Source organism: Bradyrhizobium sp. Kon56 (genome assembly GCF_055807635.1).
Window position 1 is genome coordinate 156,137 of sequence record NZ_JBVVOU010000012.1, and the last position, 25,038, is coordinate 181,174.

The 25,038-nt window shown below is 64.6% G+C and carries 17 protein-coding genes; 13 read left to right on the forward strand and 4 right to left on the reverse strand.

Annotated features, from left to right (window positions below; translation table 11 throughout):
• Positions 1-92: 92 nt before the first annotated feature.
• Together AC0L3B_RS20755 and glyS are read left to right on the forward strand one after the other, a co-directional pair.
• Entirely contained in the window at positions 93-1,028 is a 936-nt protein-coding gene (locus tag AC0L3B_RS20755; protein ID WP_085352612.1) for a glycine--tRNA ligase subunit alpha, read from the forward strand.
• Positions 1,028-3,139: a glycine--tRNA ligase subunit beta gene (gene glyS / locus AC0L3B_RS20760; protein ID WP_368508446.1), complete on the forward strand. Its 2,112-nt coding sequence runs from the start codon at positions 1,028-1,030 to the stop codon at positions 3,137-3,139. Before AC0L3B_RS20755 ends, glyS begins: the two co-directional genes overlap by 1 nt.
• A gap of 268 nt (positions 3,140-3,407) precedes the next feature.
• Here the strand turns inward: glyS and AC0L3B_RS20765 are convergent, their stop codons facing one another.
• Positions 3,408-3,761 (reverse strand): DUF1236 domain-containing protein, encoded by a 354-nt coding sequence (locus tag AC0L3B_RS20765; RefSeq protein WP_018454893.1) that lies wholly within the window; start codon positions 3,759-3,761, stop codon positions 3,408-3,410.
• A 220-nt stretch (positions 3,762-3,981) separates the two neighbouring features.
• Here AC0L3B_RS20765 and AC0L3B_RS20770 point away from each other — a divergent pair, with 220 nt between their 5' ends.
• The 3 genes from AC0L3B_RS20770 to AC0L3B_RS20780 all read left to right on the forward strand — a co-directional run bounded on the left by AC0L3B_RS20770 (position 3,982) and on the right by AC0L3B_RS20780 (position 9,122).
• The gene (locus AC0L3B_RS20770; protein WP_007594951.1) at positions 3,982-4,137 is read left to right on the forward strand and encodes a DUF3096 domain-containing protein; all 156 of its coding nucleotides are present in this window, start codon (positions 3,982-3,984) and stop codon (positions 4,135-4,137) included.
• A 96-nt stretch (positions 4,138-4,233) separates the two neighbouring features.
• Complete coding sequence (gene ppdK / locus AC0L3B_RS20775; protein WP_247299533.1) at positions 4,234-7,188, forward strand: pyruvate, phosphate dikinase; 2,955 nt, start codon at positions 4,234-4,236, stop codon at positions 7,186-7,188.
• Between the two features lie 479 nt (positions 7,189-7,667).
• Entirely contained in the window at positions 7,668-9,122 is a 1,455-nt protein-coding gene (locus AC0L3B_RS20780) for a cell wall hydrolase (RefSeq protein ID WP_018454891.1), read from the forward strand.
• A gap of 4 nt (positions 9,123-9,126) precedes the next feature.
• On the opposite strand, the gene nadC is transcribed toward AC0L3B_RS20780, so the two are convergent.
• From nadC to nadA, 3 genes are read right to left on the reverse strand one after another with little or no spacing between them, the layout of a single operon-like run.
• Positions 9,127-10,005, reverse strand: a complete 879-nt coding sequence (gene nadC, locus AC0L3B_RS20785; RefSeq protein WP_247299531.1) for a carboxylating nicotinate-nucleotide diphosphorylase — start codon at positions 10,003-10,005, stop codon at positions 9,127-9,129.
• 11 nt (positions 10,006-10,016) lie between these two features.
• Positions 10,017-11,618 carry an L-aspartate oxidase gene (locus AC0L3B_RS20790; protein WP_247338843.1) on the reverse strand — a complete coding sequence of 534 codons (1,602 nt, stop codon included), beginning with the start codon at positions 11,616-11,618 and terminating at the stop codon, positions 10,017-10,019.
• A 9-nt stretch (positions 11,619-11,627) separates the two neighbouring features.
• Complete coding sequence (gene nadA, locus AC0L3B_RS20795; protein WP_247384304.1) at positions 11,628-12,734, reverse strand: quinolinate synthase NadA; 1,107 nt, start codon at positions 12,732-12,734, stop codon at positions 11,628-11,630.
• 328 nt (positions 12,735-13,062) lie between these two features.
• Here nadA and AC0L3B_RS20800 point away from each other — a divergent pair, with 328 nt between their 5' ends.
• The 8 genes from AC0L3B_RS20800 (at position 13,063) to AC0L3B_RS20835 (ending at position 25,038) form a co-directional block, all read left to right on the forward strand.
• Complete coding sequence (locus tag AC0L3B_RS20800) at positions 13,063-14,316, forward strand: MFS transporter (RefSeq protein ID WP_085352605.1); 1,254 nt, start codon at positions 13,063-13,065, stop codon at positions 14,314-14,316.
• A gap of 40 nt (positions 14,317-14,356) precedes the next feature.
• Positions 14,357-15,343, forward strand: a complete 987-nt coding sequence (acuI, locus tag AC0L3B_RS20805) for an acrylyl-CoA reductase (NADPH) (RefSeq protein WP_247298964.1) — start codon at positions 14,357-14,359, stop codon at positions 15,341-15,343.
• A 112-nt stretch (positions 15,344-15,455) separates the two neighbouring features.
• Complete coding sequence (locus AC0L3B_RS20810) at positions 15,456-16,055, forward strand: hypothetical protein (RefSeq protein ID WP_247298962.1); 600 nt, start codon at positions 15,456-15,458, stop codon at positions 16,053-16,055.
• A gap of 158 nt (positions 16,056-16,213) precedes the next feature.
• Positions 16,214-16,465, forward strand: a complete 252-nt coding sequence (locus AC0L3B_RS20815) for a DUF6894 family protein (RefSeq protein WP_247298960.1) — start codon at positions 16,214-16,216, stop codon at positions 16,463-16,465.
• A gap of 206 nt (positions 16,466-16,671) precedes the next feature.
• Entirely contained in the window at positions 16,672-18,405 is a 1,734-nt protein-coding gene (locus AC0L3B_RS20820) for a methyl-accepting chemotaxis protein (RefSeq protein WP_240543332.1), read from the forward strand.
• Between the two features lie 415 nt (positions 18,406-18,820).
• Positions 18,821-20,890 carry a methyl-accepting chemotaxis protein gene (locus AC0L3B_RS20825; RefSeq protein WP_247298958.1) on the forward strand — a complete coding sequence of 690 codons (2,070 nt, stop codon included), beginning with the start codon at positions 18,821-18,823 and terminating at the stop codon, positions 20,888-20,890.
• A gap of 206 nt (positions 20,891-21,096) precedes the next feature.
• Positions 21,097-23,067: a methyl-accepting chemotaxis protein gene (locus AC0L3B_RS20830; protein WP_026233670.1), complete on the forward strand. Its 1,971-nt coding sequence runs from the start codon at positions 21,097-21,099 to the stop codon at positions 23,065-23,067.
• Between the two features lie 282 nt (positions 23,068-23,349).
• Positions 23,350-25,038, forward strand: a complete 1,689-nt coding sequence (locus tag AC0L3B_RS20835; RefSeq protein ID WP_166517499.1) for a methyl-accepting chemotaxis protein — start codon at positions 23,350-23,352, stop codon at positions 25,036-25,038.

Here is a 25,038-nt window from a genome sequence, read left to right on the forward strand (position 1 = left end):
AGGCCCGAATCCACCCCCTTCACCTTGATTCCCACCCTTGCCGTCGATACGGTCCCGCGCGATTCAACCCCCCGCGAGAGCCCGATCTGACGATGGACGCCTCCTTGCCCGCCCATATGCGCCCGGAACGCTCGTTCCAGGGCTTTATCCTCGCGCTCCAGCGGTTCTGGGCCGAGCAGGGCTGCGTGATCCTGCAGCCCTACGACATGGAGATGGGTGCGGGCACCTTCCATCCGGCGACCACGCTGCGCGCGCTCGGGCCAAAGCCCTGGAATGCGGCCTATGTGCAGCCCTCGCGGCGGCCCAAGGACGGCCGCTACGGCGAGAATCCGAACCGGCTGCAGCACTACTACCAGTTCCAGGTGATCATGAAGCCGTCGCCGCCGAACCTTCAGGAGCTGTACCTGCAGTCGCTCGCCGCGATCGGCATCGATTCCGCCGTGCACGACATTCGCTTCGTCGAGGACGATTGGGAGAGCCCGACGCTAGGCGCCTGGGGCCTCGGCTGGGAGTGCTGGTGCGACGGCATGGAAGTCAGCCAGTTCACCTATTTCCAGCAGGTCGCGGGTGTCGAATGCGCGCCGGTCGCCGGCGAGCTCACCTACGGGCTCGAGCGCCTCGCGATGTACGTGCAGGGCGTCGACCGGGTCTACGACCTCAACTTCAACGGCCGCGACGGCGACGCCAAGGTCACCTATGGCGACGTCTTCCTGCAGGCCGAGCGGGAATATTCGAAGCACAATTTCGAAGTGGCCGACACCGCGATGCTGTTCGAGCAGTTCAAGATGGCGGAAGCCGTCTGCCGGAAATACCTCGATGCGGGTTGGAAAGATGGCAAGCGCGAGGCGCATCTGATGTCGCTTCCGGCCTATGACCAGTGCATCAAGGCAAGCCATGTGTTCAACCTGCTCGACGCGCGCGGCGTGATCTCCGTGACGGAGCGGCAGAGCTACATTCTTCGCGTGCGCGAACTGGCAAAAGCTTGCGGCGAGGCCTGGATACATACTGAAGCGGGCGGAGCGACCTGATGCCCGATCTTTTGCTTGAACTTTTCTCGGAAGAAATCCCCGCGCGCATGCAGGCCAAGGCGGCGGACGATCTGCGCCGCATGGTCACCGACAAGCTCGTCGCCGAGGGTCTCGTCTACGAAGGCGCGAAGGCGTTCGCGACGCCGCGCCGCCTTGCGCTTACCGTGCACGGCATCCCTGCGCGCCAGCCTGACCTGAAGACCGAACGCCGCGGACCGAAGATCGGTGCGGCCGACGCGGCCGTGCAGGGTTTTCTGAAAGCGACGGGTTTGACGTCGCTGGACGAGGCCAAGATCCAGCGCGATCCGAAGGGCGACTTCTACATCGCGCTGATCGAGAAGCCCGGCCGCGACGCCATCGACGTGCTCGCGGAAATCCTCCCCGTGATCATCCGCACTTTCCCTTGGCCGAAATCGATGCGCTGGGGCGCGCGCTCCGGCAAGCCGGGCTCGCTGAGCTGGGTGCGTCCGCTGCACGCGATCACCGCGACGTTCGGGCTCGAGACCGAAGAGCCCGATGTCGTCAAATTCTCGGTGGACGGCATCGAGGCCGGCCAGACCACTTACGGTCACCGCTTCATGGCTCCTAGCGCGATTTCCGTCCGCCGCTTCGAGGACTACGAAGCGAAGCTGAAGGCCGCAAAAGTCATCCTCGATCCGCAGGCGCGCAAGGACATCATCTTTGCCGACGCCAAGGAGCTGACCTTTGCGCAAGGGTTCGAACTGGTCGAGGACCAGGTGCTGCTCGATGAGGTTTCGGGTCTCGTCGAATGGCCCGTCGTCATGATGGGATCGTTCGAAGCGGAGTATCTCGCGATCCCCGACGAGGTGATCCGCGCCACCATCCGCAACAACCAGAAGTGCTTCGTCGTCAAAGATCCCGAGACGGGCAAGCTGACCAACAAGTTCGTGCTCACCGCCAACATCGAGGCGCCTGACGGCGGCAAGACCATCGTCGCCGGCAACGAGCGTGTGATCCGTCCGCGCTTGTCGGATGCGAAATTCTTCTACGAGACGGACCTGAAGACGAAGCTGGAAGACCGGCTGCCGAAGTTCGAGCAGATCGTGTTCCACGAGAAGCTCGGCACCCAGGCTGCGCGCATCAAGCGCATCGAGCGTCTCGCCGCAGAGATCGCGCCGCTCGTCGGCGCCGATGTCGCCAAGGCGACGCGCGCCGCGCATCTGGCGAAGGCGGATTTGCTGACCGAAGTCGTCGGCGAATTCCCCGAGGTGCAGGGCCTGATGGGCAAGTACTACGCGCTGGCCCAGGGCGAGGACGCCTCCGTCGCTGCCGCCTGCGAGGAGCACTATAAGCCGCAAGGGCCTGCCGATCGCGTGCCGACCGATCCGGTCAGCGTCGCAGTCGCGCTCGCGGACAAGCTCGACACGCTTGTCGGCTTCTGGGCGATCGACGAAAAGCCGACGGGATCGAAGGATCCGTATGCGCTGCGCCGCGCGGCGCTGGGCGTGATCAGGATTGTGCTCGAAAATCAGACTAAGATTAGTTTGCGAGAACTCGCTTGGGGGCACTTAGAGCGCTCGTACGACAAACAATACTTGGAAGTTGCAGAAAAGCTTGATGATCTGATGGTCTTTTTCGAAGACCGGCTTAAGGTCCAATTGCGAGATCAGAAGGCGCGTTACGATCTCGTCGATGCGGTTCTCAACGCTGGTTCGTTGGTGCAAGGGCATCCAATAGTGGCGGTCGTCCGCCGCGTCGAAGCACTCGGAAAATTCCTCGATACCGACGACGGCAAGAATCTGCTGGCAGGCACCAAGCGCGCCAGCAACATTCTCTCGATCGAGGAGAAGAAGGATAAGCGCTTATTCGACGGCGCACCCGATGCCTCGCTCTACGCTCTCAGCGAGGAGAAGGCGCTGGCCCGCGCGATCGATGAAGTGACGGCCGAAGCCCGTGCCGCCGTCGCCGGGGAAGACTTCGCTGCCGCGATGAGTGCGATGGCCAAGCTGCGTCCGCCGGTCGATGCGTTCTTCGAGAAAGTTCGCGTCAACGACGAGGATGCGAAGGTGCGTGAGAACCGGCTAAAACTGCTTAACGAGATCCGCAGCGCCACGCGTGCGGTGGCGGATTTCTCGAAGATCCAGGATTGAGCGCGTCTTGGCGCAACTGGACACCGTCATGCCCGGGCTTGTCCCGGGCATCCACGTCCTTCTTCGCTCGCGGAGAGGCATGGATGGCCGGGACAAGCCCGGGCCATGACGACGGAGTTGGTGGCCGCAATTGCTGTGCGCGAAGAGTGCCCACACAAAAAGCCCCGCCCGGCGGGGGGAGGACCGGGCGGGGCCTGATGTCCGACTATACTGCTCGCGTCAGCCTGATTGATGTGACGCGCCGGACACCTAGTTGATACCGGAAACGTTAGTCCATCACCTCGACGATGCGCCGCGAGCGCGGCTCAACCAGCACGGTCTCGCCGTTTACGACGGTGTAGCGATAGGTGGTGGCGCCGAAACGTTGCGGCACGTCATAATAGGTGACGCCGCTTTCAGGTAAGGTGGCACCGACCACCACGCGATCCGGGATGCGGAAAGCCGGCACACGTTGTTCGACGACATAGTCGCGGAAAGCCGGCCGCTGCTCGACCGCAATGGTCGGGCCGCTCTCGACGACGACGGGCGCGCGTCCCACGGTGACGCTGCTTTGCGCCTGCGCCGCAAGGGGCGAGCCGATCGAGGCCGCGAGCGCTGCAAGAGCAAGAATCCTGTTCCGCATGGGCAACTCCTTCGAGAAGGTTTTCGGGAAGCGCCACTGGCGCGACCGGTTGCCAATGCATGCGTCTCCGCGATGTTCCGGAAAACGCCCGCCGCATTCGCGGCATTTTCGGGCAGTTTTCGCGAAGCCGGGAACTCGCGCGCCCCCGGTGCGTCTCTACCCGCGGAACCCAGTCCGCTATGATCCCGCCGCGATTCGCCCCACCCACGGAAGAAAATTCATGCACATCACCGTCGCCCACATCTCGCCGATCCTGTCGCTGCTTGCGGGTGTGCTCATCCTGATCATGCCGCGCCTCCTGAACCTGATCGTCGCGATTTTTCTCATCATAAATGGTGCGATCGGGCTCGGATTGTTGAAGTGGCTCCATCTCTAGGCCTTCATTCTAGGGAACTCTTCGACTTGCGCGGACCTGCCCAAAGTGGTGTAAGGCGCGCAATTACCCATTCCTCTCGCAGGTTGTGTGCAAGCTATGGCCAAAGCCGCCTCGAAAACTCCAGCGAAAATTCCAGCGAAATCAAAGTCCTCCGCCAAGGCGAAAGCCGCGCCGGCGGCCCGCAAGGCACTTGCCAAGCGCGCCCCGAAGCCCGTGGCCAAGGCCGCTGCCAAGCCGGCTGTGAAGCCTGCCGCCAAGTCGGTTTCCAAGGCTGTTGCAAAGGCAGCGACGAAGCCGGTTGCGCCGAAGGTCGCCGCGAAGCCGGTACCGAGCAAGACTGCTTCAACCAAGGCTGCGCCTGTTGCGGCCAAGGCCGGCAAGTGGGTGTTCACCTTTGGGGACGGCAAGGCCGAGGGCAAAGCGGAGATGCGCGATTTGCTCGGCGGCAAGGGCGCCAACCTCGCCGAGATGGCCAATCTCGGCCTGCCGGTGCCTCCGGGCTTCACCATCCCGACCTCGGTCTGCACCTATTTCTACGCGCATGACAAATCCTACCCGAAGGAATTGAAGTCGCAGGTTGAGAAGGCGCTCGACCATGTCGGCAAGTTGACCGGCAAGATCTTCGGCGATTCCAGGAATCCGCTGCTCGTTTCCGTGCGCTCCGGCGGCCGCGCCTCGATGCCGGGCATGATGGATACCGTGCTCAATCTCGGCCTCAATGACGAGACCGTGGAAGCGCTGTCGGAACTGTCAGGCGATCGCCGCTTCGCTTATGACAGCTATCGCCGCTTCATCACCATGTATTCGGACGTGGTGCTCGGGTTCGAGCATCATCATTTCGAGGAAATCCTCGACACCTTCAAGGACAGCCAGGGCTACACGCTCGACACGGATCTCACCGCCGACGACTGGGTCGATCTGGTCGGCAAGTACAAGGACGCGGTCGCGCGCGAAACCGGCAAGGATTTTCCGCAGGATCCGCACGACCAGCTCTGGGGCGCGATTGGCGCGGTGTTTTCATCCTGGATGAACGCCCGCGCGGTGACCTACCGCAGGCTGCACGACATTCCGGAATCCTGGGGCACCGCGGTCAACGTGCAGGCCATGGTGTTCGGCAACATGGGCGAGACCTCGGCGACCGGCGTTGCCTTCACGCGCAATCCCTCGACCGGCGAGAGCAAGCTCTACGGCGAGTTCCTGATCAACGCGCAAGGCGAGGACGTGGTCGCGGGCATCCGCACGCCCCAGGACATCACCGAGGAAGCGCGCAAGGACTCCGGCTCCGACAAGGCGTCGATGGAATCGGCGATGCCGGAGGCGTTCAAGGAGCTGACGCGGATCTACACGCTGCTCGAGAAGCACTACCGCGACATGCAGGACATGGAGTTCACGGTCGAGCAGGGCAAGCTCTGGATGCTCCAGACCCGCGGCGGCAAGCGTACTGCCAAGGCGGCGCTGCGCATCGCGGTCGAACTCGCCAATGAAGGCCTGATCACCAAGAAGGAAGCGGTGACGCGGATCGACCCCGCCTCGCTCGACCAGCTGCTGCATCCGACCATCGACCCCAACGCCAAGCGCGACGTGATCGCGACCGGCCTGCCGGCCTCGCCGGGTGCGGCCTCCGGCGAGATCGTGTTCTCCTCGGACGAAGCGGCCAAGCTTCAGGCCGACGGACGCAAGGTGATTCTGGTCCGGATCGAGACCAGCCCCGAAGACATCCACGGCATGCACGCCGCCGAAGGCATTTTGACCACCCGCGGTGGCATGACCTCGCATGCTGCGGTGGTCGCGCGCGGCATGGGCAAGCCCTGCGTCTCCGGCTGCGGCACCATCCGCGTCGATTACGGCCGCGGCACCATGAGCATCGGCTCACGCACCTTCAAGACCGGCGACGTCATCACCATCGACGGCTCGCTCGGCCAGGTGCTCGCCGGCCGCATGCCGATGATCGAGCCCGAGCTGTCCGGCGAGTTCGGCACGCTGATGAAATGGGCCGACCAGGTCCGCAAGATCGGCGTGCGCGTCAACGCCGACACGCCGGAGGACGCGCACACTGCGATCAAGTTCGGCGCGGAAGGCATCGGCCTCTGCCGTACCGAGCACATGTTCTTCGAGGAGACGCGCATCCGCACGGTGCGCGAGATGATCCTCTCCGAGGACGAGCAGTCGCGCCGCGCTGCGCTGGCAAAACTGCTGCCGATGCAGCGCGCCGACTTCGTCGAGTTGTTCGAGATCATGAAGGGCCTGCCCGTCACGATCCGCTTGCTTGATCCGCCGCTGCACGAGTTCCTGCCGCACACCCATGCCGAGGTCGAGGAAGTGGCGCGCGCCATGAACACCGACCCGCGGCGCCTGGCCGACCGCGCGCGGGAGCTGTCGGAGTTCAATCCGATGCTCGGCTTCCGCGGCTGCCGTATCGCGATAGCCTATCCCGAGATCGCCGAGATGCAGGCACGTGCGATCTTCGAAGCGGCGGTCGAGGCCGAGAAGCGCACCGGCAAGGCCGTCGGCCTCGAGGTGATGGTGCCGCTGATCGCCACCAAGATGGAGCTCGACCTCGTCAAGGCGCGCATCGATTCCACCGCGAAGGCGGTGATGCGCGACACCAACACCAAGCTGACCTATCAGGTCGGCACAATGATCGAGCTGCCGCGCGCCTGCCTGCTCGCGGCCGAGATCGCGGAGAGCGCCGAGTTCTTCTCATTCGGTACCAACGACCTCACGCAGACGACGTACGGCATCAGCCGTGACGATGCCGCAAGCTTCCTCGGCACCTACGTGTCCAAGGGCATCCTGCCGATCGATCCCTTTGTCGCGCTCGACCAGGAAGGCGTCGGCGAGCTCGTCAAGATCGGCGTCGCACGCGGTCGCAAGACGCGCCCCTCGCTCAAGGTCGGCATCTGCGGCGAGCACGGCGGCGATCCCGCCTCCGTCGCCTTCTGTCACGCGATCGGCCTCGACTACGTCTCCTGCTCGCCCTACCGCGTCCCGATCGCCCGCCTCGCCGCCGCGCAAGCCGCGCTCGGCAAGGCGATCGCGAGCCAAGCGTAAGGTAAGCGGCGAGTTGAATGTTGAGAGCGAAAGAGGCGGGGCCAAAACCCCGCCTCTTTCTTTTGAGGCGACGTTCTTGCCACACATTCAGTGTCATCGCCCGCGTAAGCGGGCGATCCAGTATTCCAGAGGCGGTGACGTGATAGGGAAGGAGCCGCGGCGTACTGGATGGCCCGCCTTCGCGGGCATGGCGGCTGTGGTCGAAGTGGCGATGGAACCGTGCGCGTCCCGTAATGACACGTGCGCGCAAGAGTTCCTTCACCATTCGCGTTGACCAGTTGTTTACCCCTTCGCGTGAGGGCGCATTTACCAAGGCGCATCATCGCCCCGTGAAAACACCTGCGATTGCTTGCGTGTGCCGCATGCTCAACGCCGATTAACGCCCCAGCAACCTAAATTAGATACTCACGATAAAGATCGAATTGCACGGATGTACTGCGGCTCGATTTTTCTAGCGTAAGCGTAGCGTGAGCGTATCGATGTTTTTGTTGCGTACCCATCCGAAGGGCGCGCGGTTCGCGTCCTTCGGCATCGGTCTCTGCATCTTCGCATTGATGCCGAGAGAGACCGGCTATCAGGACATTGCCTCGCTGCTGGCGCGCCAACCCGGCGTCGCGGAGCGTTGGCAGAAGCAGGTTTTCTCTGCTGCGTCCTCCATACAACTGGCCACTTACAGTTTTTCCCGGCCGATCGGCACTTCGGCTCCGCAGAGCGCGATGGTTCGTCTCGCGAGCCTCGACGGCCGCGACGTCACCGGCGCGATCAGCCGCAATCCGGCGCTGCAGGCGCCGCCCCGCTACCAGGCCGCCGATTTTCCCAAGGTCGATCGCTCCATGAAGGGTGACCGCCTCGCAACGGTCACACCGACGCAGGCTCCCGAAGCGGGCGCGCCGACGGCAGCGCCGACGCAGGAGGATCCCGCGACGTCGAACAGCTCGGTGTTCGGCGCCAAGACCGTCGCGCTGCCGCAGGCGATGTCGCCGGAATCCGCGGCCGCGCTGGATCCCGAACTCGCGGAGGCGCTGCGTGCGCCGCCGCTGCCGCAATACACCAATGCGCCACAAGCCAGCGACGCTGCGCGCTCGCTCGCGCTCCAGCCGCTCGAAGCGCTGAAGCAGGCCACCATTCCGGCTGCACCGCCGCGCGATCCGTTCCGGGTCAAGACCTCGAGCCTGTTCTTCGGCAGCTCCTCGCTCGGAGGCAACGTCGAGAGCATCGAGAGCTGGCAACCCGGTGCGGAGCCGCTGATCGTGATGCCCGACCCCGACATGAAGGTGACGGCGTCGCTATCGCCGCCGTCGGAGGATATTGCGAAGGATATCGAAAGCGGCGAGAGCGTCGCGCCGAAGGGTGAGGTCAACGTCGACAATCAGCGCGCCAGATCGCCGGCGGAACGGCTCGCGCTCGACGACAAGTCGCGCGCGAAGTCCGAAAAATGCCTCGCGGAGGCCGTCTATTTCGAGTCCCGCGGCGAGGCCGTGCGCGGTCAGATGGCGGTTGCGCAGGTGGTGATGAACCGCGTGTTCTCCGGCAAATACCCGGACACTGTGTGCGGCGCCGTCTATCAGAACAAGCACCGCCATCTCGCTTGCCAGTTCACCTTTGCCTGCGACAACAATGCCGACGTGATCCGCGAGCCCGAGATGTGGGACCGTGCGAAAAAGATCTCGAAGGCCATGCTCGACGGCCAGATCTGGCTGCCCGAGGTCGGCAAGTCCACGCACTACCACGCCTATTGGGTGCGCCCGTCCTGGGTCGCCGAGATGAAGAAGATGTACAAGACCGGCGTCCACACCTTCTATCGCCCACGCGCCTGGGGCGATGGCAGCGAAGAGCCGAGCTGGGGCACCCCGGCGCAGACCGCCGCGCTCTCCGCCGAGCTCACTCAGCAAGCCAAGAGCTCCGCCGAGATGGGCGCGACCGAGCGGCGGTAGCGCCTCACGCCTCGATATCCAGCGCGCAGTCGAAATTTGGCGCCGAATGCGTCAGCGCGCCGGATGAGGCGTAGTCGACGCCGGTCGCAGCGATGGCTGGGATCGAGTCCAGGGTGACACCGCCGGATGCCTCCAGCTTGAGGCGTCCCTCGTTGAGCCTGACGGCTTCGCGCAGCGTCGCAATATCCATGTTGTCGAGCAGCACGGCGTCGGCAAGGCCGGTGTCGAGCACCTCGCGCAACTGCGGAAGCGTGTCGACCTCGATCTCGATCTTGACGAGATGGCCGGCCTGGGCGCGGGCGCGCTCCAGCACGGGACGGATGCCGCCGGCGACCGCGATGTGGTTGTCCTTGATCAGGATCGCGTCGTCGAGCCCGAAGCGGTGATTGAAGCCGCCGCCGCAGCGTACCGCGTATTTCTCCAAGGCGCGCAGCCCGGGCGTGGTCTTTCGCGTGCAGCAGATTCTCATCCGGGTGCCCTCGGCGCGCGCAACGTAGTCCGCCGTGAGCGTCGCGACGCCCGACAGCCGGCCGACGAAATTCAGCGCGGTCCGCTCCGCCGTGAGGATGGCGCGTGCCGGCCCCGAGATCGTCAGCACCTGCTGCCCGCGGGCGACGCGCGCGGCGTCGCGAACATGTGCGCGTACCTCGATGTCGGGCGAAAGCTTTTGCAAGGTGGCGAGCGCCAGCGGCAAGCCGGCGATCACGCCGGACTGCCGTGCGACCAGGATCGCTTGCGCCTTCGTTGCCTCGGGGATCGTCGCAAGCGAGGTAATGTCGCCGACGCGGCCGAGATCCTCATCGAGCGCGCGGAGCACGGCCTCGTCGATCGCGAGCGGGGAGAGAAAGGCGTCGGGATAGAGCAGAGAGGTCGGGGTGATCATGGCAGACTCCGTCAGGCGATCATGGGTTGTGCGGTGCGCGGTGTCGGGCGTTCGCTCAGGCTGTCCGCGACCTCGCGTACTGCTGCGAGCGTCGTCATCGTGCGCTGCGCGAGGGCGGGTACGTCCGCGGCATGGTCGGAGCGGAAATGCGCGCCGCGGCTCTCGCGCCGGTTCCAGGCCGACGCCGCCACGAGCAGGGCTGCCGTTGCCATGTTGCGGACCGCGATGCTCGTGGCCTCTCGTTCGAGCGCGGCGAAGCTGCGAACCGCGTCCGCAAGCCCGTAACCGTCGCGGATCACGCCGACATGCGCGCTCATCAGCATCCGCAGCCGCTTCACGGCCGCAGCATCCGGTGCGCCGCCGCGCGGCGTCGCCGCGTCCGCAAGGCGGGCGGGCGAGGGGCTGGTGCGGCCGGCGATGTCATCGGCGATGCGTGCGGCGTAGACCACGGCCTCGAGCAGCGAATTCGACGCAAGCCGGTTCGCGCCATGCGCGCCGGTGGACGACACCTCGCCGCCGGCCCACAGCCCGTCGATCGAGCTGCGGCCGCGATGGTCGACCGCGATGCCGCCCATGTGGTAGTGCGCCGCCGGTGCGATCGGGATGGCCTGCGTGGCGGGATCGATGCCAGCGGCCATGCAGCTTGCATGAACCGTCGGGAATCTGTCGCCAAAACGTGCGCCCAGCGCTTGCCGCGCATCGAGAAAGGCGCCGCGCCCGGCCGAGATCTCCGCGAACACGCCGCGGGCCACGATGTCGCGCGGAGCGAGCTCGGCGAGCGGATGGCGCGCCGCCATGAAATGCTCGCCACGGCCGTTGATCAGCGTCGCGCCTTCACCGCGCAGCGCTTCGGTGGCGAGCGGCGCGGGATCGCGACCGACCATGATGGCGGTCGGGTGAAATTGCACGAACTCGGGATCTGCGATCACCGCGCCCGCGCGTGCGGCGATCGCAAGGCCGGATCCGCTGGCCTCGCGCGGATTGGTGGTGACAGCATAGAGATGGCCAATGCCGCCCGTGGCCAGCACCACCGTCCGCGCGGCGAGTAGGATCGGCCGTGCGGCGAAATTGTCGGCTTCGCTCAACTGAAGGCCGGTGACGGCGCCGTCCTCGGTCAACAGCGCTTCGGCGACGAATCCTTCGATCAGCCGGATCGACGGCGTGCGCCGCACGGCATCGCTCAGCGCCGCGATGATGGCGGCGCCCGCGCCATCGCCACGCACATGTACGATACGCCGCGCCGAGTGTGCGGCCTCGCGCCCGACTGCGAGCCTGCCTTCGAGATCGCGGTCGAACGGCACGCCATAGGCGAGAAGGTCGTGAATTCGCGGTGCCGCCTCGCGCGCGATCCCGAGTGCGATGGCTTCGTCGACTATGCCGCCGCCGACCGCAATCGTATCCGCGGCATGCGCTTCCGGCGTATCGCCGTCGGCCACGGCCGCGGCGATGCCGCCTTGCGCCCATGCGGACGACGCGCCCTGTCCAAGCGGCGCAGCCGAGATCAATGTCACCGGCCGCGGCGCGAGTTTTAGCGCGCAGAACAATCCGGCAAGGCCGCCGCCGACGATGATGACGTCGTCGGAGCGGGGGAGCGTGTTGATGTTGTTTGTCATGGCTTTATCTCAATTCTTCAAATTGATCATCCGCACGACCGAGCGCCTCGCGCGTTCCGCGAGCGCGGGATCGATCGTCACTTCCTCGCGAAGCGTCAGCAGGCTCTCCAGAATGTTGGCGAGCGTGATGCGTTTCATGTGCGGGCAGATGTTGCAGGGGCGCAGCATCTCCACATCGGGCAGCTCGGCGCGGACATTGTCGGCCATCGAGCATTCCGTGATCATCACCAGCCGCCGCGGCCGCCGCTCGCGCACCCAGTTGATCATGTGCGCGGTCGAGCCCGTGAAATCGGCCTCGGCCAGCACGTCCGGCGGGCATTCGGGATGAGCGATGATCTGCACGGAGGGATCGGCCTCGCGGTAGCTGCGCAGCTCGGCGCCAGTGAAACGCTCGTGCACCTCGCAGGCGCCCTTCCAGGCAATGATCTTCACGTCGGTCTTCGAGGCCACGTAAGTGGCGAGATAGCGGTCGGGCAGGAAGATCACGCTTGGTGCGCCGAGGCTTTCGACCACCTGCACCGCGTTCGACGAGGTGCAGCAGATATCGACCTCGGCCTTCACCTCCGCGGAGGTGTTGACATAGGCAACGACAGGCACGCCGGGGAATTTTTCGCGGAGCAGGCGGACGTCGGCGCCGGTGATGCTGGCAGCGAGCGAGCAGCCGGCGCGCGTATCAGGAATAAGCACCGTCTTGTCCGGATTGAGCAGTTTCGACGTCTCCGCCATGAAGTGCACGCCGCACTGGACGATGATGCCGGCCTTCACCCTGGTGGCTTCGACCGCGAGCTGGAGCGAATCACCGCCGATGTCGGCGACGCAGTGGAAGATCTCCGGCGTCTGGTAATTGTGCGCGAGGATCACCGCGCCCCGGGCCTGCTTCAGCTCGTTGATCGCCTTGATCGTCGGGGCCATCAGCGGCCATTCGATCGGCGGGATGACACGTTTCACGCGCTCGTAAAGCGGTGCGGTGGCTCGCTCGACCTCCGGCGTCCATTCCAGTGAAGGCATCGGCAGCGAAGGTCCGGTTCGCGACTGCTTGGCCTGTGCCGGGGTGATGACGTGGCCCTGCGGCCGGTTGGCAAAGTCGTCGGGGCCGTAAATTCCAGTTAGCGGCATCCAAGCCTCCCGTGCATGTCATTTGTACTCATTTTGAGCATATATAAAGCCTGAGAAATCCGGCCGACAGGCCGGGGGATCATTCGATATGCTCGATATGAGCAAATATAAAATAACACGTCGTGTTGGGAGCCGCCAGATCTTGCCGCACACGTTTCCGTTAAGTCGCGCCCGGCGCGTCGGCTGAGGCCGCGAGGAAATGCAATGCTCCCGCGCCAGCTCTTCGCGGAATGCAATCGTTTTTGACTTGGGGTTTCCATGCAGATGCATTAAACGAGCTGGCTCGCGGCCGCCATTTGCGAATCCGCGACCACGCACGAGGAACAGCATGTCGATACAGATGGGTGAGCTCGGTTCGGTCTCCCGTTCCTCCTCCTGGCGCACGCCGGCGATCATCATTCTCTGCGGCTGCGCGATCGGGATGCTCGGGTTCGGCCCGCGCTCGGCGCTGGGCTTCTTCGTACAGCCGATGAGCCATGAATATGCCTGGGGCCGCGACGTGTTCGGCCTCGCGATCGCGTTTCAGAATTTGCTGTGGGGACTGGGCCAGCCCGTCGCCGGCGCGGTCGCCGATCGCTTCGGCCTGTTCCGGGTGATGTGCGTCGGCGCTCTGCTCTATGCCGGGGGCTTGCTCCTGATGCGCTACTCATCGACGCCGCTGTCGCTCAACATCGGCGCTGGTGTCATGGTCGGCTTCGGTCTCGCCGGCTGCTCGTTCAATCTGGTGCTCTCGGCCTTCACCAAGCTCTTGCCGGCCGAGAAGCGCGGCCTTGCGCTCGGCGCCGGCACTGCGGCGGGATCGTTCGGGCAATTCCTGTTCGCGCCGATCGGTGTGGCCCTGATCGACAATTTCGGCTGGCAGCAGGCGCTCACCGTGTTCGGCTTCCTGATGCTGCTGATCATCCCGTTGTCGCTGGCGCTCTCGACGCCGCCGGTCGCAAGCGCGGCAAATGCGGCGCCTGCGGACCAGCAGACCTTCACCAAAGCGCTCGCGGAAGCCTTCGGCCATCGCTCCTACGTGCTGCTTGTCCTCGGCTTCTTCACCTGCGGCTTCCAGCTTGCCTTCATCACGGTGCATCTGCCGGCCTTCCTGGTCGATAGCGGCATCTCCACGCAGATCGGCGGCTGGGTGATCGCGGCGATCGGCCTGTTCAACATCATGGGATCGCTCAGCGTCGGCTATCTCCAGAACAGCCTGCCCAAGCGCTACATCCTCTCGACCATCTATTTCACCCGCGCGCTTGCGACGCTTGCCTTCATCTCGTTTCCGATCACGCCGTTCTCGGCGATTGCGTTCGGCGCGGTCTCCGGCCTGACCTGGCTGTCGACCGTGCCACCGACCTCGGCACTGGTCGCGATCATGTTCGGCACGCGCTGGTTCGCCACGCTCTATGGCTTCGCCTTCGTCAGCCATCAGGTCGGCGGCTTCCTCGGCGTCTGGCTCGGCGGCATCGTGTTCGAGCGGTTCGGTTCCTACACGCCGATCTGGTGGCTCTCGATCCTGTTCGGCGTGCTCTCGGCGCTGATCAATCTTCCGATCGTGGAGAAACCGGTCCAGCGGACGGTTGCGCAGCCTGCCTGATCGGCTAAACATCCCCTGAAACAAGTCAGGGAGTTTTGCTGTGGCGACGTTCAAGGCGATCCGGATCGACAAGGCGGACAAGGGCACCACCGCGCAGCTCACGCAGTTCGACGAAGCCGAACTGATGGAGGGCGACGTCACCGTCCGCGTGGAATGGTCGACGTTGAACTACAAGGACGGCCTTGCGCTCACCGGCAAGGCGCCGGTGGTGCGCCGCTTCCCGATGATTGCCGGCATCGACTTCGCCGGCACCGTCGAGCAGTCCTCGCATCCGCAATGGAAGGCGGGCGATAAGGTCGTCTGCACCGGCTGGGGCATGGGCGAGACCCATCTTGGCGCCTATGCCGAGAAGGCGCGGGTGAAAGGCGACTGGCTGGTCGCTCTTCCGCAGGGCCTATCGGCGCGCGACGCCATGGCGATCGGCACTGCCGGCTTCACCGCGATGCTGTCCGTGCTGGCGCTGGAGAAGCACGGAGTGTCGCCGAACAGCGGTCCGGTCGTGGTGACGGGGGCTGCAGGCGGCGTCGGCTCGGTTGCGACCGCCGTGCTCTCGAAGCTCGGCTATCACGTCATCGCCTCCACCGGACGTGCGTCCGAAGCGGACTATCTGAAACAGATCGGCGCGGCTGAGGTGATCGACCGCAACGAATTGTCGGCGGCCGCCAAGCCCATCGCCAAGGAGCGCTGGGCGGGCGGCGTCGACAGCGTCGGCTCGACCACGCTCGCAAACCTGCTGTCGATGACGAAGTACGGCGGCGCGATCGCGGCCTGCGGCTTGGCTGCCGGCATGGACCTGCCGTCTTCCGTCGCACCCTTCATTTTGCGCGGGGTGTGCCTTCTCGGCATCGATTCCGTGATGTGCCCGATCGAGCCGCGGAAAGCTGCCTGGCAACGCCTGGCGTCCGATCTGGACCGGTCAAAACTAGCTGAAATTACTCACGAAATTCCGCTTTCTGAAGTTCCGGAGTGGGGCGCGAAAATCCTCGCCGGCCAGGTCCGCGGTCGCACCGTTGTAAAAATTGTCTAACGGCGTTCAGACTTTACCAACCATGCTGCTTCAATGTCGCCATGGTTAGTATGGTAAGCAGCAGGTAAAGAGATAAGGCATAGCCCGCTGCGGGGTTGGTTCGGAGTTGAGCATGCTTGCGCGTATTGTGTTGGGGGCGGTCACGGCGGTAGCGACGCTTACGCCGGCCATTGCTGGAAGCATGAACGCCGATGAGGCGCGCCGCTTCGTCGCCGGGAAGGTGTTTGCTTTCACCTGCTTTGACGGCACCCGGGGCGCGGGCCGCATCATGGACGACCTCGGCGCCGCCGGCGCCGTGCAGTTCTCGGGTGCAGGTCCGGTGAAACATCTCCGCCTGCCCGGCAACACGCTGCAGATCCGCGGCCAGAACGTCTGCGCCTCGATCAAGGGCATTCCGTTCGAGCCCTGTTTCAACCTTGAAAAGACCGACGATCGCAGTTTCCGCGGCTCGGTATCGGGGATGGGCTTCGCCTATTGCGACTTCCATCACCAGGGCGGCAACCAGATGCTGATGGCGCGGGCCGTCGCGCGGCCGCGCTCGCTGCGCACCTCGGAACACACGGGTTCGGTCGGCACGCCCAACACCGAAGTCGCCGCGCGTGTCGAGACCCCGCGCGTCGAGAGTAGCCGGCTCGAGCCGGTGAAGCCGCAAGTTAGATCGGAGCCCGCCAGGGACGACGCCCCGCTGGAGCTGCGCCGCTCGACCCAGTGAGTTGGCTGCGCGCGTCCGCGCACTTTGTCGTTGAGAGCTGCCATCAGACACGAAGCCGCCGCGCCGTAGTCATACGGACGGCGGCTTTCATGCGTTGGTAGCTGTTCGCGCCCAGTTTGCGTACGGCCGGGGGCGCGGCCCGATAAAAGGGTTCAACGATGTCGCTGTACTTCTTCCGAATCAGCACGGGCCGCTATTCCGGTGCTGCCGACCAGCCATATGAGTTCGAGGACCGCGCCGCGGCCTGGACCGAGATGACCGAAGTCTGTGCCAATTTGCTCGGCGGCATCTCGCGCGGCCTGAAACAGAACGCCGAATGGCGCATGGAGCTGCTCGACGAGAACAAGGAGCCGGTGTTCCGGATCAGCTTGATTGGCGAGAGCCAAAAGGCCCTTGGTCGCACTGGCTAGAAATCGGGCATCCTACCGCCGCGTGTGGTTAACCTGTTAAGCGCGCGGACCGTGCCGTTTTTCAAGGGATTTTCCGGTAAGTCCGGTATTTGTCCGGGGGGATCGTTAACCAGATCACCACACCTGAAGCTCAGTTTTTAGGCAAGGGCGATCAACGCCGAGGGCGGCCGACAATGACTTGGCCGCGCAACCCGGGAAACGCCCTCATGTCGAGACTCATCCAGAATCTGCAAATCGGTACCAAGCTCGCGCTAGCTTCGGCGTTCGGCGTTGTTCTCGTCGGCGCCATGATCGCGAGCCAGGTCATCGGCAACAACAACGTGCGGCATTCCAACCAGGCCGCGCTTGCGCAGCAGGAATTGGTGCGCGAGGCTACCGAAGCCAAGCTTGGGATACGCGGCTTGCAACTCGCCGTACGGGACATGCGTCTCGCCAACAATCAGGGTGACTTGCAAAAGGCGAGCGAGCTTCTGCTGGAGCGGTCGAAAGCACTGAACGGCGTTGTCGATTCCATGCTCAGGTTGTCGCACGCCCCGGAAAACCGCGCGCGGATGGAGAAGCTCAAGTCTACGTCGGCCGATTACCTGAAGGGCGCGCAGCAGAACGCCTCTGTTCGCAGCGAGGCCATTGCGGTTGCGGCCACGGACCCCGTCCGCGCCGCCAAGATTTCCGAGGAAGGCGCGCGCCAGATCCGCGAGGTGACGCTGCCGCTTGCCACACAGCTGGACAATTTGACCAGCGAGATTGCCGATTTCGCCAAGCACAAGAGCGATGAAGAAATCGCTGCCGCGAGCCAGGAGATGGCCGTGAGCGAGCGTCTCGGCATGGTGGTCGGTGCGTGCGCCGTGCTCGTCCTCATCGGTTCGTGGCTGATGTCCTTCCTGACCATCGCGCGGCCGATCCGCGCGCTCACGGTTGCCATGGACAAGCTCGCTGGTGGTGACTTCTCTGTTGTCCTGCCGGGTCTCGGCCGCAAGGACGAGGTCGGCGGTGTCGCCGCGGCCGTCGAGAAATTCAAGGTCGTGTCGGAGCAGAAGGCGCGCCAGGAAGCGGAAGCCAAGATGCGGCAGGACCAGGTGGCGGCCGAGCAGCGCAAGGCCGATATGCGCAAGCTTGCTGATAGTTTCGAAGGCGCCGTCGGCGAGATCGTCGATACGGTGTCGTCGGCCGCGACGGAGCTCGAGGCTTCGGCCTCGACGTTGACCTCGACGGCGGAGCGGGCACAGGAACTGACGATAGTTGTGGCTGCGGCCTCCGAGGAGGCGTCGACCAACGTGCAATCGGTGGCGTCGGCCACGGAAGAGCTGTCGTCTTCAATTACGGAGATTAGCCGCCAAGTGCAGGAATCGGCGCGGGTCGCGAGCGAGGCGGTTACCCAAGCCCGAACCACGACCGACCGTGTCGGAGAATTGTCCAAGGCGGCGGCTCGCATTGGCGACGTGGTCGAGCTGATCAACACCATCGCCGGCCAGACCAACCTGCTGGCGCTTAATGCCACCATCGAGGCGGCACGCGCCGGCGAGGCCGGTCGCGGTTTTGCGGTGGTGGCTTCGGAAGTGAAGGCGCTTGCCGAGCAGACCGCGAAGGCGACCGGCGAGATCGGCCAGCAGATTTCCGGCATTCAGGCCGCGACGCAGGACTCCGTCGCCGCCATCAGCGCCATCAGCAACACCATTGAAAAGCTGTCCGAGATATCGTCCACGATCGCGGCGGCCGTCGAGGAGCAGGGCGCGGCGACGCAGGAGATCTCGCGCAACGTGCAGCAGGCGGCCGAAGGCACCCATCAGGTCTCGTCCAACATCACCGACGTGCAGCGCGGTGCAGGCGAAACCGGCTCGGCATCGTCGCAGGTGCTGGCAGCCGCGCGGTCATTGTCCGGCGACAGCAACCGCCTCAAGCTCGAGGTCGGCAAGTTCCTCGACACCGTGCGCGCCGCCTAAGAACCTCGTTCCAGACAGTTCGGAAGACGCCCTGCCTCCTCAGGCGGGCGTTTTTGCATCCTGATCTTCGCCGCGAACGTCTCGCGCATGACTTCGGCGAACGTCGGCTGCAAAAGCAAACAGTGGCGACCTCAAGCTGAAATTTACAACTTTCTGGCGAGATTATCTCTTCCATTTCAACTGTTTGGGTTGAAATCTCAGTATTTCTCCGAGCCCTCCCGTTAACCAGAATGAGTAACCCCAAGGAATAGATTCTCCGGCAAGGGCGATCAACGTCCATGCAGCCGGCAAGGACTTGGCTGCGTGTTTCCTTTGGGGGAAACGTACCATGTTGAGCCCTGCTCATCATCAGCAGGTCCGAACTCAGTCCGCCAGCGCGTGGAGTCGGCTCGGACATGTTCGGATCGGCACGATCTTGCCGATCATCATCTCTGCCCTGGTCTTGCTTGGGTTGGCCTCGGCCGGATTCATCGCCTATGAGGCCGTCCTCAAGAGGCGAGAGTCCGAGGCATTCCTGAAGGTCAATGCAGTTGCCCAACTGCTGCTGCGCAGCGCAGGACATTGGGCGATTGAACGCGGGCTGACCAACGCCGTGCTGAAGTCTCCTGATGTCGTCAGTCCCGAGCGCCGTGCGGAAATCGCAAAGGCGCGCGCGACGGCCGACGAGGCCTTTCGCCAAGCCGTCCTCGATATCAGCGCGATTCCCGAAATGACGGCGGGGCAAAGACAGATTGCGGACGCAGCGACGAAATTCGAGGCGCTGCGTCTCCTGCGTGAGAAAGCCGACGCGGGAATGTCGCGCTCGCGCGTTGAACGCGAGCCTGACCTCGTAGATGGCTTCGCGCCAACGATTACGGAGGTGATCGACGTCGCGAGCAACCGCTTGCGGCTGACGCTCGAAACACTCACCAGCCCGCCCGTGGCAAGGCTGGCCCAGCTCATCGGCTTGCGACATCTGACAGCTCAGATGGCCGAGAATGCCGGAAGGGAGCGGGCCCTGCTGGCTGGGGTCGTCGGTGCGCGCGCGAAGCTCGGGATGGAGGGCTATGAGCGCCTTTCGGCGCTGCGGGCCAAGGTCGAACTCGCATGGGACACGGTATTGCCGGTGCGGCTGCGTTCGGACCTCGCCCTGCAGATCGGCGAGGCGATGACGGAGGTCGAGAAATCCTATTTTGGTGCCTACGGTGAAACGCGGGTGACTGTGCTCGCCGGTGGCGAAGGCGGGGACTACAGAATCACGGGACCCGAGTACTTCACGCGGGCCACCGCCGGCATCAATGCAGTGCTGAAGCTCGGTGAAGCCATTGGCGCGGCCGCTGACCGCGAAGCCACGATGCAGGCAGAGGTCAGCACTCGTAATTTTGTTTTCACAGTTGTGTTGCTCTGCGCCTCGGTGATGCTCGCTGGCCTCAGTTTCTGGATCACCTTTGGCCGGATCCTCAAGCCGCTTTCAGCCATTTCGGTTGCGATGCGTGGGCTCGCCAATGGCGACTTCACGACGGTCGTGCCTGGCACCTGCCGAGGTGACGAGGTCGGCGAGATGGCGCGGACCGTTGAAGTCTTCAAGCAAAACGGCCTCGAAGTCGAACGCATGCGCGGCGATCACGCTGCGGCCGAGAGGCGGGCAGCCGAGCAGCGCAAGGCGGAGATGCGGAAGCTGGCCGACGGCTTCGAAGCCGCGATCGGGGAGATCGTCGACACCGTCTCCTCGGCCGCGACCGAGCTCGAAGCCTCGGCGTCGACCCTCACATCGACCGCGGAGCGAGGGCAGCAGCTCACGACCATGGTTGCTGCGGCCTCGGAGGAGGCGTCCACCAACGTGCAAGCGGTGGCGTCGGCCACCGAGGAGCTGTCGTCTTCTATCACCGAGATCAGCAGGCAGGTGCAGGAATCGGCCCGCGTGGCCAACGAAGCTGTCGGCCAGGCGCGTGTCACCACTGAGCGCGTCAGCGAATTGTCCAGGGCGGCGACGCGGATCGGCGACGTGGTCGAGCTGATCAACACCATCGCGGGTCAGACCAATCTCCTGGCGCTCAACGCGACCATCGAGGCCGCGCGCGCCGGCGAAGCCGGTCGCGGCTTTGCGGTTGTGGCCTCCGAGGTCAAGGCACTCGCCGAACAGACCGCGAAGGCCACTGGCGAGATCGGGCAGCAGATCGCCAGCATCCAGACCGCGACCGAGCATTCGGTCGGCGCAATCAAGGACATCAGCGGCACTATCGAGAAGCTCTCGGAGATTTCCTCTACCATCGCGGCTGCCGTGGAAGAGCAGGGCGCGGCGACGCAGGAAATCTCCCGCAACGTGCAGCAGGCGGCGGAAGGCACCCATCAGGTCTCGGCCAACATCACCGATGTGCAGCGCGGCGCGAACGAGACCGGCTCGGCGTCGTCGCAGGTGCTGGCGGCGGCCCAGTCGCTCTCTGGCGACAGCAACCGCCTCAAGCTCGAGGTCGGCAACTTCCTCGATACCGTGCGCGCAGCATGACGCGGTCGCCGTCACCAATCATCGATCGACTACAACCGCCGCGCGAAGACGCGCGGTGGTTCGCATGCGTTCGCAGTTGGATGTCGCGACGCGATGAGCCGCACGGTTAACCTTCCGGAAAACCGATGCAGTCATGATCTCCGCAATATTCCGGGTGCCGAGTCGCCCTCCTCGTATTGCGTATCAATCGTATTGGAGCACATTCCATGAGTGGCCCTTCCATTCGTCTCACCCATAAGGTCATGGCGATCGGACTGTTCGGATTGTTGGGTCTCGTCGCCTTCGGCGCGATCTACGAGATCGGCAGTCTCTCCCAGGACGCCTCCCGCGAGATTGCCAACCGCGCTCGTGCGATCGCTGACCTCGACAAGCAGCTCTCGATCGAGATGCTGGAGGCCCGCCGCAACGAGAAGAACTTTCAGCAGCGCCGCAACGAGAGCTACGCCAAGGCACATGCCGAATTGATCGGGCCGATCAATCGCGACTTCGACGAGGTGGAGCGGCTGATGTCGGCCGGCGGCTTGGGCGCGCTGTCCGACCGGATGAAGCAGGCCCAGGACGGCTTCAAGCGATACGCGTCGGACTTCGGCGCATTGGTGGCCGCGGAGACCCGGCTCGGCCTAAACGAGACTCTGGGCCTCTCCGGCTCGCTCCGCGCCGCCGTGCACGACATTGAGGCCAAGCTCAAGGAGATCGACGATCCCAGGTCCACGAGCTGGATGCTGATGATGCGCCGGCACGAGAAGGACTTCATGCTGCGGCGCGACCCAAAATACATCGCCGAGATGAAGAAGGCCGCGGTCGAATTCTCCAAGGCGATAGAGGTCGTCGCAATCCCTACGGCAGTGATGAACGACATCACAGCCAAGCTGCAGAAATATCAATCCGAGTTCACGGCGTGGGTGGAGACGGCGCAGCAAACTGCGGCCCTCGACGCCAGCATGATGAAAACGTTCCGTGGGTTAGAACCGAGCATGATCGAGGTGCGCAACACAGTCGAAGACCTCTACAGGAAGGCCGACGTTGCGGAAGCTGCGACCCGCGATGCCGTGCGCATGTGGATGATGGTCGCCTTCGCCATTGCCGTCGTCGTGCTCGCCGCGGTGGGCTTCCTTCTGGGACGTTCGATCTCGAAGGCGCTTGCCGGCATGGTCGGCGCGATGACGCGGCTTGCGCGCGGCGAGCTTTCGATATCCGTTCCGGGCATCGGGCGCAAAGACGAGATCGGCGAGATGGCCGGTGCCGTCGAGGTGTTCAGGACCAATATGGCGGAGGCCGAGCGGCTGCGCACCGAGCAGGTCGAAGCTGAGGCGCGCGGGCGCCAGCAACGCAAGGCCGACATGCACCGGCTCGCCGATACTTTCGAAGGCGCGGTCGGCGAGATCATCGATACTGTTTCGTCGGCGGCAACCGAGCTGGAGGCCTCGTCAAATACGCTGACGCAGGCTGCCGAGCGCGGCAACGGGCTTGCCACGGTCGTGGCGGCCGCCTCCGAAGAGGCCTCCGCGAACGTGCAGTCGGTGTCTGCAGCGAGCGAGGAAATGACCTCCTCGATCTCCGAGATCAGCCGTCAGGTGCAGGAATCGGCCCGTGTCGCCGACGTGGCGGTCGGGCAGGCCCAGCGCACCAATGCACGCGTCGCCGAACTGTCGAAGGCCGCCGCCCGCATCGGCGACGTGGTCGAACTGATCAACACCATCGCCGCCCAGACCAACCTGCTGGCGCTCAACGCGACGATCGAGGCGGCGCGTGCCGGCGAGGCCGGCCGCGGCTTTGCCGTGGTCGCTTCCGAAGTGAAGGCGCTCGCCGAGCAGACTGCGAAGGCCACGGGCGAGATCGGCCAGCACATCGGCGCGATCCAGACCGCGACGGAAGATTCCGCCGGTGCGATCAAGGAGATCGGCGACACCATCGCGCGGATGTCGGAGATCTCGTCAACCATCGCCGCCGCGGTCGAGGAACAGGGTGCCGCCACGCAAGAGATCTCCCGCAACATCCAGCACGCCGCGAATGGCACCTCCGAAGTCTCGGCGAATATCGGCGATGTCCAGCGTGGCGCAGGCGAAACCGGGGCGGCCTCGGCGCAGGTGCATTCGGCTGCGCAATCACTGTCGCAGGAGAGCCACCGGCTGAAGAGCGAGGTCGCGCGCTTCCTGGATTCGGTACGGGCGGCGTGACAGCCGTCGCCTTCCGCACATTGCGTCGCAAGTGGACAGGTCGCGTCGCAGCATCAGGTGGCTGTGCAGCTGCAACAGTTGGTTGCAGGAGAAATAACGACCGTCAGCGCTGTCCCGTAATTTTACGTAGGGCCCTGTTAACGCCTGCTTGCGACTATGTGTGCAATCTTACGGGACAAGAACCAGCCAGCATTGTTGAACTGACCTCCGTCTCGCCATCTTCGTGGCGGTTTGCGGCGCGGACAATTTGCGCGTTGCCAGGTAACATCGGGATTTGTCGTGATGTCGAAATTGTCGATCGTCTTCAAGCTTCTGGCCGTGTTGTCGGTCCTGGTCCTTTCGCTCGCCGGCGTTGGCGTGACGGCGATCGGCACCATGCAGAACATCAATTCCCATACGGTCGAGATCGCGGAGAGTTGGCTGCCCAGCGTGCGCGCGCTCGGCTCGCTTCGCGCCGACATCAACGAGCTGCGCGTCGCGCTCCGTCTGCATCTGATGCAGGACAGCGTTGAGGGCAAGGACGCCGCCGAGAAGCGCTTGGCCTCGCTGCGCGCGCGCATCGACCAGACCCGCAAGGTCTACGAGCCGCTGATCACTTCCGCCGAGGAGCGCTCGCTCTATGGGCAATGGAGCACGGCGTGGGCCGAGTATCTGAACGGCGTGCAGGACGTGATGGCACTGTCGCGCAAGGGCGTTGGCCGTTTCCCGGTCGACGCCAACGAGCTGCTGCAGACCAAGGTTGCGAAGATGGCCCAGGCCGCCGATCCCCTGCTCCAAAAGGGCATCGAGCTCAACAACCGCGGTGCCGAGCTTGAGACGAAGCAGGCCGCCGACAGCTACGCCATGATCTTCCGCGTGCTGGTCGGCATCATCGTGCTCTCGGTCGTAATCGCGATCGGCGCCGCCTATTATCTCGTGCGCGACGTTTCTCGCGGCATTGCCTCAATCATCCGCCCGATGCAGTCGCTCGGCGAGGGCGACCTCTCGGCCGACGTTCCGCATCGCGGCGAGAAGACCGAAATCGGTTCGATGGCAGATGCGCTGCAGATCTTCAAGGAGGCGCTGATCGCCAAGAAGGCCGCCGACGAGGCCGCTGCGCGCGACGCCGAAGTCAAGATCGAACGCGGTCGCCGCGTCGATGCCATCACCCGCAAGTTCGAAGCCATGATCGGCGAGGTGGTCGGGACCGTCTCCTCGGCCTCGACCGAGCTCGAGGCCTCCGCCTCGACGCTGACCAACACCGCGCAGCGCGGACAGGAACTCGCGACCGTCGTCGCAGCCGCCTCCGAGGAAGCCTCGACCAACGTCCAGGCGGTGGCATCCGCTTCGGAGGAGCTGTCGTCCTCCATCACCGAGATCAGCCGCCGCGTGCAGGATTCGGCGCGGATGGCGGCGGAGGCCGTCGAGCAAGCGGCGCGGACCAACGACCGTGTCAATGCGCTGTCGCAGGCGGCGTCCCGCATCGGCGACGTCGTCGAGCTCATCAACACCATCGCGGGCCAGACCAATCTGCTGGCGCTGAACGCGACCATCGAGGCCGCGCGTGCCGGCGATGCGGGCCGCGGATTCGCGGTCGTCGCCTCCGAGGTCAAGGCGCTGGCCGAGCAGACCGCGAAAGCGACCGGTGAGATCGGGGCGCAGGTCTCGGGTATCCAGGCGGCGACGCAGGAATCGGTCAGTGCCATCCAGGAGATCGGCGGCACCATCGAGCGGCTCTCCGAGGTGGCTGCGGCCATTGCCGCCGCCGTCGAGGAGCAGGGCGCGGCCACGCAGGAAATCTCGCGTAACGTGCAGCAGGCCTCGGTCGGCACGCAGGAGGTCTCGTCGAACATCACCAACGTGCAGCGCGGTGCGATCGAGACCGGCGAGGCTTCGACCGAGGTATTGTCGGCGGCGAAATCGCTGGCGACCGACAGCACCCGTCTCAAGGTCGAGGTCGCGCAGTTCCTGGAATCGGTTCGCGCGGCCTGA